The organism is Aeromonas sp. FL131, from assembly GCF_049860615.1.
GTDB lineage: Bacteria > Pseudomonadota > Gammaproteobacteria > Enterobacterales > Aeromonadaceae > Aeromonas > Aeromonas hydrophila.
In genome coordinates this window covers 3340375-3354592 of the sequence record NZ_CP187595.1, presented here as the reverse complement: position 1 = coordinate 3354592, position 14218 = coordinate 3340375, and the positions used below count along the sequence as shown (strand labels likewise).

15 protein-coding genes are annotated in these 14218 nt (G+C 64.5%); 14 read left to right on the top strand and 1 reads right to left on the bottom strand.

Features of this window, described 5'->3' with window-relative positions:
* Positions 1 to 24 precede the first annotated feature (24 nt).
* From ACPW75_RS15500 to ACPW75_RS15470, 7 genes are all read left to right on the top strand, one after another.
* Positions 25 to 2373: an MMPL family transporter gene (locus ACPW75_RS15500; protein WP_077095653.1), complete on the top strand. Its 2349-nt coding sequence runs from the start codon at positions 25 to 27 to the stop codon at positions 2371 to 2373.
* A complete protein-coding gene (locus tag ACPW75_RS15495; RefSeq protein WP_077095652.1) occupies positions 2370 to 2927 on the top strand; it encodes a DUF3261 domain-containing protein in 558 nt (185 codons plus the stop codon). The genes ACPW75_RS15500 and ACPW75_RS15495 overlap by 4 nt, the downstream gene beginning before the upstream one ends.
* On the top strand, positions 2924 to 4108 hold the full coding sequence (locus ACPW75_RS15490) for a beta-ketoacyl-[acyl-carrier-protein] synthase family protein (RefSeq protein WP_077095651.1): 1185 nt from the start codon (positions 2924 to 2926) through the stop codon (positions 4106 to 4108). The genes ACPW75_RS15495 and ACPW75_RS15490 overlap by 4 nt, the downstream gene beginning before the upstream one ends.
* Positions 4101 to 4562, top strand: a complete 462-nt coding sequence (locus ACPW75_RS15485; RefSeq protein ID WP_029304317.1) for a hotdog family protein — start codon at positions 4101 to 4103, stop codon at positions 4560 to 4562. The genes ACPW75_RS15490 and ACPW75_RS15485 overlap by 8 nt, the downstream gene beginning before the upstream one ends.
* 9 nt (positions 4563 to 4571) lie before the next feature.
* Positions 4572 to 5297 (top strand): 3-ketoacyl-ACP reductase FabG2, encoded by a 726-nt coding sequence (locus ACPW75_RS15480; RefSeq protein ID WP_077095650.1) that lies wholly within the window; start codon positions 4572 to 4574, stop codon positions 5295 to 5297.
* The gene (locus ACPW75_RS15475; protein WP_029299249.1) at positions 5294 to 6520 is read left to right on the top strand and encodes a beta-ketoacyl-ACP synthase; all 1227 of its coding nucleotides are present in this window, start codon (positions 5294 to 5296) and stop codon (positions 6518 to 6520) included. Before ACPW75_RS15480 ends, ACPW75_RS15475 begins: the two co-directional genes overlap by 4 nt.
* Before the next feature lie 164 nt (positions 6521 to 6684).
* Positions 6685 to 7023: a DUF2541 family protein gene (locus tag ACPW75_RS15470; RefSeq protein ID WP_017409337.1), complete on the top strand. Its 339-nt coding sequence runs from the start codon at positions 6685 to 6687 to the stop codon at positions 7021 to 7023.
* A gap of 31 nt (positions 7024 to 7054) precedes the next feature.
* Here ACPW75_RS15470 and mog read toward each other — a convergent pair whose 3' ends face one another.
* Positions 7055 to 7585 (bottom strand): molybdopterin adenylyltransferase, encoded by a 531-nt coding sequence (gene mog, locus ACPW75_RS15465; RefSeq protein ID WP_077095648.1) that lies wholly within the window; start codon positions 7583 to 7585, stop codon positions 7055 to 7057.
* 398 nt (positions 7586 to 7983) lie between these two features.
* Here mog and ACPW75_RS15460 point away from each other — a divergent pair, with 398 nt between their 5' ends.
* From ACPW75_RS15460 to proX, 7 genes are all read left to right on the top strand, one after another.
* Positions 7984 to 8325 carry a DUF3135 domain-containing protein gene (locus ACPW75_RS15460; protein WP_077095647.1) on the top strand — a complete coding sequence of 114 codons (342 nt, stop codon included), beginning with the start codon at positions 7984 to 7986 and terminating at the stop codon, positions 8323 to 8325.
* Positions 8326 to 8560: 235 nt separating this feature from the next.
* Positions 8561 to 9358 (top strand): threonine/serine exporter family protein, encoded by a 798-nt coding sequence (locus ACPW75_RS15455; protein ID WP_011707144.1) that lies wholly within the window; start codon positions 8561 to 8563, stop codon positions 9356 to 9358.
* A complete protein-coding gene (locus tag ACPW75_RS15450; RefSeq protein WP_011707143.1) occupies positions 9355 to 9822 on the top strand; it encodes a threonine/serine exporter family protein in 468 nt (155 codons plus the stop codon). The genes ACPW75_RS15455 and ACPW75_RS15450 overlap by 4 nt, the downstream gene beginning before the upstream one ends.
* A gap of 24 nt (positions 9823 to 9846) precedes the next feature.
* Positions 9847 to 10338: a type 3 dihydrofolate reductase gene (gene folA / locus ACPW75_RS15445; RefSeq protein ID WP_029299255.1), complete on the top strand. Its 492-nt coding sequence runs from the start codon at positions 9847 to 9849 to the stop codon at positions 10336 to 10338.
* Positions 10339 to 10839: 501 nt separating this feature from the next.
* The gene (proV, locus tag ACPW75_RS15440) at positions 10840 to 12036 is read left to right on the top strand and encodes a glycine betaine/L-proline ABC transporter ATP-binding protein ProV (RefSeq protein WP_077095646.1); all 1197 of its coding nucleotides are present in this window, start codon (positions 10840 to 10842) and stop codon (positions 12034 to 12036) included.
* Complete coding sequence (gene proW, locus ACPW75_RS15435) at positions 12033 to 13184, top strand: glycine betaine/L-proline ABC transporter permease ProW (RefSeq protein ID WP_044800644.1); 1152 nt, start codon at positions 12033 to 12035, stop codon at positions 13182 to 13184. Before proV ends, proW begins: the two co-directional genes overlap by 4 nt.
* On the top strand, positions 13181 to 14182 hold the full coding sequence (gene proX, locus ACPW75_RS15430; protein ID WP_011707139.1) for a glycine betaine/L-proline ABC transporter substrate-binding protein ProX: 1002 nt from the start codon (positions 13181 to 13183) through the stop codon (positions 14180 to 14182). Before proW ends, proX begins: the two co-directional genes overlap by 4 nt.
* Positions 14183 to 14218 lie beyond the last annotated feature (36 nt).

Sequence of the window (14218 nt, the reverse complement as noted above, 5' to 3'; positions counted from 1 at the left end):
CCGCCGGGACGAGGAGAGCCCCTCTTGCTGCAAGCTGAAACCACCTGGCGCTGGCTCTCCTGGCTCTGGCTGCTGCTCAGCGCGTTGGCGCTGGCGCTGCTCGGTTGGCAACTCTCCCACAGCCGCATCAACACCAGCCTGATGGATCTGCTGCCCCACGAGGAGCGATCCGCGCTGGATCCCGCCTTGCGTGAGGGTTTGTTGCGTCAGGTCGATAGGCAGCTGGTCTGGATGCTGAGCCTGCCGGCAGGGCAGGATGGGCTGGCCGCGGCGCAGGCGTGGGCAAAAGACCTGCAGTCCCTGCCCGAGCTCAGCGCGGTGCGCGCCGCCCAGCCGGAGCTGGCCGCCGCCTGGCAAGGTTTCATCTATGACTATGGCTGGCAGCGCCTCGACGAGGGCAGCCGGGCGCGCCTGGCCGCGGGGCCAGAGGCCTGGAGCCAGTGGGTGCTCGGCCAGATCTACAGCCCCTTTGGCGGCGTCTCCCGCACCGAGTGGCAGGCCGATCCCCTGCTGCTGACCCGGGCCGCGGTGCAGGGGCAGATGGCCAGCCCCCTGCGCCTCGATCACGGCTGGCTGATCAGCCGGGACGAGGCCGGGCGGCAGTGGTACCTGCTGCGCGCCGAGCTGGACTTGTCGGCCTTCGACCTTGCCCGCAACAGCGAGCTGCTGAGCCGGCTCAACGAGGCGGAACAACGCCTCAAGACCGAGTTTCCGGGGGTGGAGCTGCTGCGCCGTGGCACCCTCTTCTACAGCCAGCATGCCAGCGAGCTGGCCCAGCAGGACATCTCCACCATAGGGCTCGGCTCCACGGTCGGGGTCTTGCTGCTGATGTGGCTGGCGTTTCGCTCGTTGCGGGCGCTCTGGATCTCCCTGCTGCCCATCGCCGTCGGCCTCGCCTGGGGGGTATTGGCGGTGCTGCTGTGGTTTGGCGAGGTGCACATGTTTACCCTGGTTATCAGCTCCAGCCTGGTCGGCATCATAGATTACGGGATCCACTTCCTGACCGAGCGGCGCCTGCATGGCCGGCGGGAGAGCCCGCACCAGACCCGTGTCCGCCTGCTGCCCAGCCTCTCGATGGCGCTGTTCGCCACCCTGGTCGGCTATGGCCTGCTCTGGCTTGCCCCCTTCCCCGGCCTGCAGCAGATGGCCCTGTGCGCCCTGGTGGGGCTGACGGCGTCGTTCATCACCGTGCTCTGCCTGTACCCGCTCTGGCTCGGGGAGTTGCCCCAGCGGGAGGCCCGTGTGCTGGTGCCGATGGCGCTCTGGCTCAGATGGTGGCGCGAGTGGCGTCTCTTGCGCTGGGGCGTGCCCCTGCTCTGGCTGACCCTGATCGGCGCGGGCTTGAGCCGGCTGGCCGTCGATGACGACATCGCCCGCCTGCAACCGCTGCCCGTCGAGCTGCAGGCCCAGGAGCGGCAGATCCAGCGCCTCACCGGCCAGCAGGGGGGCATGACCGGCTTCCTGGTGACGGCGGCCGACGGTGAAACGGCGTTGCAGCGGCTCGAGACCATGAGCCGCAAACTGGCCGAGGCCAAGGCAGAGGGTCAGTTGACGGGCTTCGTGTCACTGGCCCAGTGGCTACCCTCGCTGGCGCGGCAGCAGGCGGATCACGCCGCCCTCACGGGCCTGTTGCCGGAGGTGGTGACGCGGCTCAACCAGGCCGGGGTGCCGGTCAAGGCCGAGCCTCGCCCCTGGCATCCTCTGACCCCGCAGCAGTGGCTGGCCAGCCCGGTCAGCGAGGGCAGCCGGCTGCTGTGGCATACCATGGCCGATGGCCGGGTGGCGCTCTGGCTGCCGGTCAACGGCGTGACCGATGCAGTTGCCGTGGCGGCCCTGGCCGAGGGGCAGGAGGGGGTGTTCTGGCAGGATCCGCGCAATCAGTGGAGCCAGCTGTTCGCCCACTACCGGGTCAAACTGACCGAACTGCTGCTGGTGGCGATCGCCCTGGTGGGGGGGCTGCTGTGGGCCCGCTTCGGTTGGCGCAAGGGGGGGCGGATCCTGCTGATCAGCGGGTTCTCGCTGGGGTCGGGGTTGGCCCTGCTGGCTGCCTGCGGCCAGCCGCTCACCCTGTTCGGCGTGCTGGCCATGAGCCTCATCTTCGGCATCGGCATCGACTACAGCCTCTTCTTCGCTTACAGCGGTGGGGATCCCCTGCGCCAGCGTTCGACCATGTTCGCCATCCTGCTGGCCAACCTGACCACCCAGCTCTCGTTCGGTTTGTTGGCGCTGAGCCACACCTCTGCCATCGCGGGCTTTGGTCTGGTGCTGAGTGGCGGTATCTTTACCGCCTTCCTGTTGTCGCCTCTGGTGCTGGATAAACAGGGATTGGACAAGCCGGCATGCCAGGGCCACCGGGAGCAGGAGCAACCATGAGACCACTGTTCGCCTTTATCATTCTCTTGCTGGCAGGCTGCAGCAGCCAGCCGACCCCCACCGCCTATCTCGACAAGGGGACCGTCATGACGCTGCCGGCCCCCGTGCTGGCCGCCCCCTTCTATCGCCAGCAGCTGTTGACCGCCAGCGTGGGGGAGAGCACTCACCAGCTGATGACGGTGCTGGAGGCCGACGGCCGCCAGCTGACCCTGGTGGGGCTGACCCCGAGCGGGGTGCGGCTGTTCCTGGTGCGCTATGACCAGCAGGGGATTTCAACTCGCCAGCTCAGCCCGCTGCTCACTACCGGCATGCCGCCTGTGAGCCAGGTGCTGGCGGACGTGATGCTCTGCTACTGGCCGCTCGCCAGCTGGCAGCCACAGCTGCCACCGGGCTGGACGCTGCGCGACGAAGGGCCGCTGCGCCGGCTGCGCGCCCCCGACGGCACTCTGGTCACCGAGATCCGCTACCGCGACGTCGACGGCGTGCGCGAGCCGGTCGGCCTGCAGCAGCACGTATTCCACTATCGCCTGCAACTGGAGACCCTGAGCCAATGAGCTGTTATATCGCCGCCTATGGCCTCGTCTCGGCATTGGGAATCGGGCGTGATGCCAGCGCCGAGGCGCTGCTGGCCTGGCAGCTGTCGGGCGTGAGCCCGCTGGATCGCCACCGGGCGCCGCTGCTGGATGGCCGCCAGACCCCGGTGGGACGGGTGGAGGGCGAGTTGCCGGCCATACCGGCGGCGCTGGCCCCCTACGCCTCGCGCAACAACCAGCTGCTGCTGGCGGCGCTGGCCCAGGTGCGGCCCGCCCTCGACGAGGCGCTGGCGGCACATGGCCCTGCGCGGGTGGGGCTGGTGCTTGGCACCAGCACCGCCGGGATCGGTGAGGCCGAGCTGGCGGTGGCGGCTGCCCGGCGCGGGGAGGCCGTGCCGCCCGCCTTTGACTATCGCCAGCAGGAGCTGGGCTCGCCGTCGGAATTTTTGGCCCGCCACCTCGGCCTGACCGGGCCGGCCTGGACTATCTCCACCGCCTGCTCCTCCAGCGCGCGCGCCTTCATCAGCGGCCAGCGGCTGCTGGCGGCCGGGCTGGTGGACGCCGTGCTGGTGGGCGGCGCCGACAGCCTGTGCGGGCTCACGCTCAACGGCTTCGACAGCCTGGAGTCCCTCAGCTGTGCGCGCTGCCAGCCGTTTGATGAGGTGCGCCAGGGGATCAACATCGGCGAGGGGGCCGCACTGTTCCTGCTGAGCCGCATGCCTGCGCCGCTGGCGCTGCTGGGAGCCGGGGAGTCCTCCGATGCCTGGCACATCTCGGCGCCCCATCCAGACGGTATCGGCGCCGAGGCGGCCATGCAGATGGCGCTGGCCCAGGCGGGCCTGACGCCGGCGCAGGTGGGCTACGTCAACCTGCACGGCACCGCCACCCGTCTCAACGACGCCATGGAGAGTCAGGCGGTGCATCGGCTGTTTGGTGCCGAGGTGCCCTGCAGCTCCACCAAGCCGCTCACCGGCCATGCCCTGGGGGCGGCGGGGTGCATCGAGGCGGCACTCGCCTGCCTGCTGCTGGAGCGCGCTCTGCCGCTGCCGCCCCAGCGGGTGACGACGCCGGATCCGGCGCTGGCGCCCATCCGGCTGGTGAACGGCGAGGTGCCGCTGGCGGCGCCCCGGGTGCTCTCCAACTCCTTTGCCTTCGGTGGCAACAATGTCAGCCTGCTGCTTGGGAGCGTCCACCATGAATGAGCCAAGTTCACTGCCCGCCATCGAGACCCTGTTGCCCCACCAGGCCCCCATGTTGCTGCTGGACCGGCTCTGCGCGGCGGATGCCCAGCAGGCGCGCTGCGAGACCCGCATCGGTGCCCGTCATGCCCTGCTGCTGGATGGCGAGGGCAACCTGCCCGGCTGGGTCGGCATCGAGCTGATGGCCCAGACCATCGCCGCCTGGGCCGGCATGCAGGGGCGGCTGCGCGGCGAGCCGGTGCGTATCGGCATGCTGCTCGGCAGTCGCAAATATCGCTGCCTGCGCCCCGCCTTTGCGGCCGGTAGCCTGCTCACCATCGAGGCGTGCTGCCTGTTGCAAGACGGCGGCATGGCCAGTTTTGATTGCCGGATCCTGCTGGCGGGGGAGGAGTGCGCCCAGGCGCGACTCTCCACCTACCAGCCGAGCCCCGGCGAATTGTCCGATTTGTTAGCCTGAGGAAGCTTCATGATCTCTAGCGTATTGGTCACGGGCGCCAGCAAGGGGATAGGCCGCGCCATCTCCCTCAAGCTGGCGGCCGACGGTTTTTCCATCGTGGTGCACTACCACAGCGATCGGGCCGGGGCCGAAGCCACCCTGGCCAGCCTGCAGGCGGCCGGTGGGCAGGGGCGCCTGCTCCAGTTCGACATCGCCGATCGGCAGGGCTGCCGCGCGCAACTGGAGGCCGACATGGCCGAGCACGGCGCCTATTACGGCGTGGTCTGCAACGCCGGCATCATCCGTGACGGCGCCTTCCCCGCCCTCACCGACGAGGAGTGGGACGGGGTGCTGCACACCAATCTGGACGGCTTCTACAACCTGCTCAAGCCCTGCATCATGCCGATGATCGGCCTGCGCCGTGGCGGGCGCATCGTGACCATCTCCTCGGTGTCCGGGCTGATGGGCAACCGGGGCCAGGTCAACTACAGCGCCGCCAAGGCGGGCATCATGGGCGCCACCAAGGCGCTGGCGCTGGAGCTCGCCAAGCGCAAGATCACGGTCAACTGCGTGGCCCCCGGTCTCATCGACACCGGCATGGTGGACGAAGAGGTGAAGGCGGAGGCGCTGAAGCTGATCCCGCTCAAGCGGATGGGGCAGGCCGACGAGGTGGCCGGGCTGGTCTCCTACCTGATGTCCGACATTGCCGGCTATGTCACGCGCCAGGTCATCTCCATCAACGGAGGCATGGTATGAAGCGGGTCGTGGTGACCGGCATGGCCGGGGTGACCGCCTTCGGGCAGGATTGGCCGAGCGTGCGGGCCCGCCTGCAGGCGGGGCGCAACGCCGTGGTGAACATGCCGGAGTGGGCCATCTACGACGGCCTCAACACCCGGCTGGCGGCCCCCATTCCGGACTTCACGCTGCCGGCCCACTATCCGCGCAAGAAGACCCGCGCCATGGGGCGGGTGTCCCAGCTGGCGACCGTCGCTACCGAGCTGGCGCTGGCGCAGGCGGGGCTGCTGGACAACCCGGCGCTCACTGACGGGCGCACCGGCATCGCCTATGGCTCTTCCACCGGCAGCACGGACCCCATCCGCGCCTTCGGGGTCATGCTCAACGACAAGAGCACCGCCAGCATCACGGCCACCACCTATGTGCAGATGATGCCGCACACGGCGGCGGTCAACACCGGGCTGTTCTTCGGCCTGCGCGGGCGGGTCATCCCCACCTCCAGCGCCTGCACCTCCGGCAGCCAGGGCATCGGCTACGCCTATGAGGCGATCAAGCACGGCTACCAGACCCTGATGGTGGCCGGCGGGGCGGAGGAGCTCTGCCCGTCGGAGGCCGTGGTGTTCGATACCCTGTTTGCCACCAGCCAGATGAACGACAACCCCGAACTGGCACCGCGTCCGTTTGACCGGCAGCGGGACGGGCTGGTGATAGGCGAGGGGGCCGGTACCCTGGTGCTGGAGGAGCTGGAACATGCGCAGGCGCGCGGCGCCACCATCCTCGCCGAGCTGGTGGGCTTTGCCACCAACTGCGATGCTGCCCACGTGACCCAGCCCCAGCAGGAGACCATGCAGCTCTGCATGGAGATGGCGCTGGCCCAGGCCGGGCTCACGGCCGCCGACATCGGCTACATCAGCGCCCACGGCACCGCCACCGAGCGCGGTGACATCGCCGAGAGCCACGCCACCGCCGCCATCTTCGGTGACCGTACCCCCATCTCGTCGCTCAAGAGCTACTTCGGCCACACCCTGGGGGCCTGCGGTGCCATCGAGGCCTGGCTGGCGCTCGAGATGATGCAGGAGGGGTGGTTTGCCCCCACCATCAACCTGACCGAGCCGGACCCGGCCTGCGCCCCGCTCGATCACGTGGTGGGCAGCGGCCGCACGCTGGCGGTGGAGTACCTGATGTCCAACAACTTCGCCTTCGGCGGCATCAACACCTCCCTCATCTTCAAACGCTGGTCCTGAGTATCGGTGCCCTGCCTGGCAGGGCGCCGGTACAGGCTGGGTTTAGCCTTGATGAATTAATATGTCCCCCGTTTTTTTCGGGAGGCATCATGTCTTTGTTATCTGGTTTTTCTTGTGCCGCCGCGCGGCTGCGCGTTCTGCAGGGCGTTCTGTTATCCGGCTTGTTGTGGGCGCTGGCCGCCCCCGCCATGGCCGATGATGAATTTCGGCTGGGCAAGACCATTCTGCTCGGGGTCGGCGATCATCCCGCCATCATTCCCATGCTCGCCTGCCGGCCGACCAAATCCATCATGGTCAAGGCAGGGCGGGAATTGACCCTGGAGCGGGTCAAGGTGTTTTATGGCAATGATCGCAGCAAGACCCTCTATTTCGACAAGGATCTGAAAGAGGATCAGGAGTCGGGGTGGAAATCCCTCGGCAGCCGGCTCTGCATCAAGCGGATCGAGGTGTACGGCAATTCGGAAGGGAGCAAGGCCGGGGTCAAGGTATACGGCCGCAAATAAGCAAAGGGCGGGGCAAATCCCCGCCCAGCTTTTATTTCTTCGGACGAAACGGCTTGATGACGGTCTCGTCGCACTCGAGATAGGGGCCTTCCATCAAATCGATGCAGTAGGGGATGGCGGGGAAGACCGCATCCAGGCACTCGCGGATCGACTTGGGCTTGCCCGGCAGGTTGACGATGAGCGAGCTGCCGCGCAAGCCGGCAGTCTGGCGCGACAGGATGGCGGTCGGCACAAACTTGAGGGATTCGGCCCGCATCAGCTCGCCAAAGCCCGGCATCATCCGATCGCACACCGCCTCGGTGGCCTCCGGGGTGACGTCCCGCTTGGCCGGCCCGGTGCCGCCGGTGGTGACGATGAGGCTGCACTGCTCCTGGTCCGCCAGCCGGATCAGGGTCGCTTCGATCAGCTCCTGTTCATCTGGGATCACCTGATAGACGGGCTCCCACGCCGAGGTCAAATATGCGTTCAGCGTGTCGATGATGGCCTTGCCGGACAGGTCTTCATAGATGCCTGCACTGGCGCGATCGCTGACGGTGACGATACCGATTCTTGCCTTGCTCATGGTCTGCTCTTGGTTGCCGCTATAAGTGGCAAATAAAATAACATAATCAGCAAGATATGTTAAACCAGCCGGATGGTGGCGCGAAGGCGAGCGTCAAATGGCAAACCATATTGGCAGCCTCCTTTCAATAAGACATAACATCGGCATATTGCCGTGCCAAAAATGTATAAACGAACCCACCATTGATATTCAGGAATAATCGGTTGATCCATAACGAATAACCCGCCAGAGGTCCCGCCGTGCCGTCATCTTTTGGCGCAAGAGGAGGGGAAAGCGGGCTGGGCAGATTGAACCGCGGCGGGGTTCGGCTTATATAACTCCATATGCGATTGGTGAAAATATGAACCGATTGTTGTTGTTTGAGTATCACCATGCAGCGGCTGGCCGCGGGAGGGCATATGGAGTTGCCTGATTTTGATACCTTGAAACGGTTGGCGGTGGCGGAGCCCGAGCGGCTCGACGAGTTGCTGCAGCAGCAGATTGAGGGGCTGATCGACCGGGTCAGCCCGCAGCAGCAAATGCGTCTGCGCGGTCTGCAATTTCGCATCGACTGTCAGCGTCAGCTGGCCAAAAACAACCTGGACAGCTGCATCCGGATTGCCGCCATGATGCACGACTCCTTTTATTCCATGCGTTGTGAAATGGTTCATCTCAATAGTCCTGATTACGCTGAACCACTGCCGGAATATAAGGAGGACAATGTCCTCTATTTCAGCGATTATTACCGCAAGAAAAAATAATATTATTCCAGAGTGATTATTGAAATATATTCCCGTTATTCTGCGCAGTTGCCGGGTGAGGCCGGCTGACGAACGTTGAACAGTTTGGCGTGATTTGTAATCCATTTGATGTATTTTTGTGTCGCCTTTTATTTTATTTGAGTTTGGTTATTGGCGTGATATGTGTAGATGTATGGCGCCGATTGTTAGGCTAATATGGCGAGACTTTTTTAATTTGCTACGACTCGAAGGGATTATGAGAAGTATCACACCAAGACGGGTGCTGTCGCGGGAGCAGCAGACGGAAATCACCCGCATTATCGTCAAGGTGGGCCAGATGCTGGCCCAGTTCGGCGCCGAGAGTCGCATAATCGAGCAGACCACGGTCCGGCTCGGCATGGCGCTCGGGCTGGAGAGCGTCGAGATGGCCATCTCCTCCAGCGCCATCGTGCTCACCAGCCTCTATCAGGGCAGTTGTGTCACCACCACCCGGCGGGTGCGCGAGCATGGCATCAACATGCAGGTGGTGTGCGAGATCCAGCGCATCTGCATCATGGCGGAGAAGGAGCTGATCGGGGCGCGGGAAGTGCGTCAGCGGCTCGATGCCATAGTGCCGTTTCACTATCATCCCTGGCTGGTGGTGCCCATGGTGGGACTCTCCTGCGGCGCCTTCAGCCTGCTGTTTGGCGGTGACTGGCCCATCTTCCTGGTAACCTGCTTCTCGGCCTCGGTCGCCATGCGGGTGCGTCAGCTGATCGCCCGCCATCACCACAGCCCCCTCATCAACTTTGCCGCCACCGGTTTCATTGCCACCCTGCTCGCCTCCAGCGCCACCTTCTTCAACTGGGGGGCGCAGCCCTATCTCGCCATGGCGGCCAGTGTACTGCTGCTGGTGCCGGGCTTTCCGCTCATCAACGCGGTCTCCGACATGGTGAAGGGTTACTTCAACATGGGGCTGGCCCGCTGGGGCACGGCGACCCTGCTGACCATCAGCGCGGCGATAGGAATTATTCTCGCCATGTCGGTGACCGGCATCTGGGGGTGGAAGGTATGATGGATTTCATCTGGCTGCTGGCCAAGGATGCCTTCTGGTCGGCCATTCCGGCGGTGGGGTTTGCCATGCTGTTCAACGTGCCGCCACGGATGTTGAAGTACTGCGCCATGGGCGGCGCGCTGGCTCACAGCCTGCGCACCCTGCTGATCCATCAGGGCATGCCCATCGAGTGGGCCACCCTGGCGGCGGCGACCACGGTCGGCTTTGTCTGCGTCTACTGGTCGCGCCGGCTGCTGGCACCGCGCCCGGTGTTCAGCGTTGCCTCCATCATCCCCATGATCCCGGGCAGCTATGCGTTCAAGGCGATGATCGCGGTGGTAGAGCTCAATATCTCCGGGGTGACCATGGAGCTTATCCAGAGCGCGGTGGAAAACGGCCTCAAGGCGCTGTTTATCGTGGGGGCCCTGAGTTTCGGTTTGGCGATCCCCTCTCTGGTCGTGTACCGTAACCGCCCCATTATCTGACCGACGGTTCGAGAGGTTGACCCCATGATGATTTCCATGATTGCCGCCATGGCCCACGATCGGGTGATAGGGCTGGACAACCAGATGCCCTGGCACTTGCCGGCGGATCTGGCCCACTTCAAGCGGGTGACCCTGGGCAAGCCGGTGCTGATGGGGCGCAAGACCTTTGAATCCATCGGACGGCCGCTGCCTGGCCGCCGCAATCTGGTGATCAGCCGCAACCCCGACTACCGGGCCGACGGCGTGGAGGTCATCGATTCGGTGGAGGCGGCGCTGGCGTTGCTGGCCGGCAGCGACGTGGCCGAGCTGATGGTGATCGGGGGCGGTCATCTCTACGGTCAGCTGCTGCCACGGGCCGACAGACTCTATCTGACCCGCATCGATCTGGCGGTGGAGGGGGATACCCGTTTCCCGGCCTTCGACGAGGGCGACTGGTCCTGCATCGAGCGTGAGTCACATCAGCCCGACGAGAAGAACCCCCACTCCTACTGTTTCGAGACCTGGCAGCGGCGCTGACGGGCGACGTTACCGCTCTGGCAGATAAAAGGCCCCTTGTGTTGCACAAGGGGCCTTTTTGTTGCCCTTAGCTGCCGCGCGAGGGATGAATGGAGCCGTTGGTCAGGGTATCGATTGACCTGCGCCCTGTCTGTTTTTCTCCCTAAAGTGGACCTAAAAAATCATTAGCCATCTAATTATTTTTTGCCATTGTCAGATGCGCGAGGTGCCTTCCTTGTTTGGCGCATATTCTTGGCCTTTTCCCGGCTTTATTTCTCAATCGTTCAGGTGTTTAGATTGAATTCATTTGCATTTCATGGCTTGATACAGGGTCTTTTACCATCTTTTGATGAATTTTTATGGTGTTAAATAACCCTTAAAAATCAATGAATTATGATTTTATCTTTTTGTTTGGACTCTTTTGGTTCTTTTGTTTTGGCTGAAAATTACTTAGTGTTAAAAGTAATTGGCTCACGTTCGACGGTTTGCCAGGCAAGTCGTCGGCCAAGAAAAAAGGACAATATGACAGTCAAACTCGAGGTTAAATCACTCTACAAAATCTTCGGCGATCAGCCGGAAAAAGCGTTCAAATTGCTGGCGAAAGGGCATGACCGCGCCAGTATCCTGCAAAAAACCGGGCAGACTCTGGGGGTCCAGGATGTCAATCTGGCCATCGACGAAGGGGAGATCTTCGTGGTGATGGGCCTCTCCGGCTCGGGCAAATCTACCCTAGTGCGTCTCTTCAACCGGCTGATCGAGCCGACCCGCGGCCAGGTGCTGATCGATGGCGAGGACATCGCCGCCATTTCCGACAGCGAGCTGCGTCAGGTACGGCGCAAGAAGATCAGCATGGTATTCCAGTCCTTCGCCCTGATGCCGCACCTGAGCGTGCTGGAAAACACCGCCTTCGGGCTGGAGCTGGCCGGTGTGCCGCTGGCGGAGCGCCAGCAGAACGCCCGTCAGGCGCTCCATCAGGTGGGTTTGGGTCAGTGGACTGATGCCTTCCCCGATGCCCTCTCCGGCGGTATGAAGCAGCGGGTCGGCCTGGCCCGGGCACTGGCCAACGACCCCGACATCCTGCTGATGGACGAGGCTTTCTCCGCGCTGGATCCGCTGATCCGCACCGAGATGCAGGACGAGCTGCTCAAGCTGCAGGCCAGCCAGCAGCGCACCATCGTCTTTATCTCCCACGATCTGGACGAGGCGATGCGCATCGGCGATCGCATCGCCATCATGCAGGACGGCCAGCTGGTGCAGGTTGGTACCCCGGACGAGATCCTCAACCAGCCCGCCAACGACTATGTGCGCGCCTTCTTTCGCGGGGTGGATCTGGCCAACGTGTTCAGCGCGCGCGATGTGGCCAGCCGCAAGCAGATGCCGCTCATCAAGAAGCACACCACCGACGGGCCGGGTAACGCCCTGCGCCAGCTCAAGGAGCAGGAGCGGGAGTTCGGTTACGTGGTGGATCGCCGGCGTCGCTTCATCGGGGTCGTCTCGGTGGAGTCGCTCGGTCAGGCGGTCAGGGCCAAAGGCAGCCTGGAGCAGGCGCTGCTGGCAGACATCCAGCCCATTCTGGCGGACACCGCCCTCAACGAACTGATCAGCCAGGTGGCGGCCGCCCCCTGTCAGGTGCCCGTGGTCGAGGAGGATGGCACTTACCTGGGCCTCATCTCCAAGGCCAACCTGCTGAACACCCTGGACAGGAGTACCCCGGCATGAAGCGGATGAATCCCCATTTTTTACTGAGCGGGCTGCTGGCCCTGGTGCTGCTGGCGAGCCCCTCCCTGCGTGCGGACGAGGCTGCAGCCGACCCCTGGGGGGCCAGTGCGGCCGCCACCGAGGTTGCCGATCCCTGGGGTAGTACCGACACTGAGGCGACCGACTGGCAGAACCAGATCGAGGCGGTCGACACCACTGCCGCCGTCGACTGGCTGGACCCCTTCCAGCAGGCGCTGGTGCCGCTGGATAGCTGGGTCGAGGGCGGTATCGGCTGGCTGGTGGACAACCTGCGTCCCGTGTTTCAGCTGATCCGTGCGCCGGTGGAGCTGGCGCTGGGCGGCATGACCCATCTGCTGCAGACGGTGCCCTCCACCCTGATGATCGGCCTGCTGACCCTGATCGCCTGGCAACTGGTGAACGGTCGCATGGCGCTGGGAACCCTGTTCTCGCTAGTGGTGGTGGGGCTGATCGGCGCCTGGTCCGATGCCATGGTGACCCTGTCGCTGGTGCTGACCTCGCTGTTCTTCTGCGTGCTGATCGGGCTGCCGGTCGGCATCCTGCTGGCGAGGAGCGAGCGACTGTCGCGCTGGACCCGGCCGCTGCTGGATGCGATGCAGACCACGCCGGCCTTCGTCTACCTCATCCCCATCGTCATGCTGTTTGGCATCGGCAACGTGCCCGGGGTGGTGGTGACCGTCATCTTCGCGTTGCCGCCGATGATCCGACTGACCATGCTGGGCATTCGCCAGGTGCCCGCCGATCTGGTGGAGGCGGCCCACTCGTTCGGCGCCAGCCCCTCCCAGCTGCTGTTCAAGGTACAGCTGCCGCTCGCCATGCCCACCATCATGGCCGGGGTCAACCAGACCCTGATGCTGGCGCTCTCCATGGTGGTGATCGCCTCCATGATCGCGGTGGGGGGCCTCGGCCAGATGGTGCTGCGCGGCATTGGCCGGCTCGACATGGGGCTCGCCTCCATCGGCGGCCTCGGCATCGTGCTGCTGGCCATCGTGCTCGACCGCCTGACCCAGGCCATGGGACAGCCGGATCGCAGCCGTACCGGCCGCTGGTATCAACGCGGCCCCGCCGCCCTGCTGCTGCGCCTGCTCGGCCGCGACAAGTCTATCGATTACAAAGGAGTAAATGCATGAGACTCATCACCAAGACGCTGACCCTGGGGTCCCTGCTGTTGAGCTCCCAACTGCTCGGCCCGCTCGCCATGGCCAGCACCGAGCTGCCGGGGGAGGGCGTGCGTGTCCAGCCCCTGCAGAGCTCGTTGCCGGAGGAGAGCTTTCAGACCCTGCTGGTCAGCAAGCTGATGGCGCGCCTCGGCTATGACGTCCAGCCGGCCCAGGAGGTGGATTACAACGTGGCCTACGCCTCGGTGGCGCAGGGGGATGGCACCTTCCTCGCTTTCAACTGGATCCCGCTGCAGAACAACAAATATGAGCAGGCGGGGGGCGACAAGGTGTTCTTCCGTGAGGGCACCTATGTGGCCGGGGCCGCCCAGGGCTATCTCATCGACAAGCAGACTGCGACCCGCTACGGCATCACCAACCTGGGTCAGCTCAAGGATCCCAAGCTGGCGGCGCTGTTTGACGGCGATGGCGACGGCAAGGCCGATCTGGTGGGCTGCAACCCGGGCTGGGGCTGCGAAGAGGCGATCAACCGTCATCTGGCCGGCTTTGGCCTGACCCCGACAGTCACCCACAAGCAGGGCAACTACGCGGCGCTGATCGCGGACACCCGTGCCCGTTACCAGGCCGGCAAGCCGGTGCTCTACTACACCTGGACCCCCTACTGGCTCAGCAGCGAGCTGGTGCCGGGCAAGGACGTGGTGTGGCTGGAGGTGCCCGCCGACGGCCCTGATGCGGCCAAGACCCGGCTGCCGAACGGCAAGAACTACGGCTTCCCGGTCAACACCATGCACATCGTCGCCAACAAGCAGTTCGCCGAGGCCAACCCGGCAGCCGCCAGGCTGTTCTCCATCGTCAAGCTGCCGCTCAATGACATCAACGTCCAGAACGGCCTGATGAACAAGGGGCAGAACAAGCCGGCGGACGTGGAGCGTCACGCCGACGCCTGGCTCAAGGGCCACGAGGCGCTGGTGAACGACTGGCTGACCCAGGCGCGCGCCGCCGCCAAGTAATGAGGGGTGGAATGCCACCCTTTTGCGAAAATTAAA

Excerpts from the sequence above, each read along its gene's own strand:
- ACPW75_RS15455 (WP_011707144.1), top strand. The coding sequence starts at position 8,561 with ATGAGAAGTATCACACCAAGACGGGTGCTGTCGCGGGAGCAGCAGACG.
- ACPW75_RS15475 (WP_029299249.1), top strand. The coding sequence starts at position 5,294 with ATGAAGCGGGTCGTGGTGACCGGCATGGCCGGGGTGACCGCCTTCGGG.
- mog (WP_077095648.1), bottom strand. The coding sequence starts at position 7,585 with ATGAGCAAGGCAAGAATCGGTATCGTCACCGTCAGCGATCGCGCCAGT.
- proW (WP_044800644.1), top strand. The coding sequence starts at position 12,033 with ATGAAGCGGATGAATCCCCATTTTTTACTGAGCGGGCTGCTGGCCCTG.
- ACPW75_RS15490 (WP_077095651.1), top strand. The coding sequence starts at position 2,924 with ATGAGCTGTTATATCGCCGCCTATGGCCTCGTCTCGGCATTGGGAATC.
- ACPW75_RS15485 (WP_029304317.1), top strand. The coding sequence starts at position 4,101 with ATGAATGAGCCAAGTTCACTGCCCGCCATCGAGACCCTGTTGCCCCAC.
- ACPW75_RS15460 (WP_077095647.1), top strand. The coding sequence starts at position 7,984 with ATGGAGTTGCCTGATTTTGATACCTTGAAACGGTTGGCGGTGGCGGAG.
- ACPW75_RS15450 (WP_011707143.1), top strand. The coding sequence starts at position 9,355 with ATGATGGATTTCATCTGGCTGCTGGCCAAGGATGCCTTCTGGTCGGCC.
- ACPW75_RS15495 (WP_077095652.1), top strand. The coding sequence starts at position 2,370 with ATGAGACCACTGTTCGCCTTTATCATTCTCTTGCTGGCAGGCTGCAGC.
- proV (WP_077095646.1), top strand. The coding sequence starts at position 10,840 with ATGACAGTCAAACTCGAGGTTAAATCACTCTACAAAATCTTCGGCGAT.
- ACPW75_RS15480 (WP_077095650.1), top strand. The coding sequence starts at position 4,572 with ATGATCTCTAGCGTATTGGTCACGGGCGCCAGCAAGGGGATAGGCCGC.
- proX (WP_011707139.1), top strand. The coding sequence starts at position 13,181 with ATGAGACTCATCACCAAGACGCTGACCCTGGGGTCCCTGCTGTTGAGC.
- folA (WP_029299255.1), top strand. The coding sequence starts at position 9,847 with ATGATGATTTCCATGATTGCCGCCATGGCCCACGATCGGGTGATAGGG.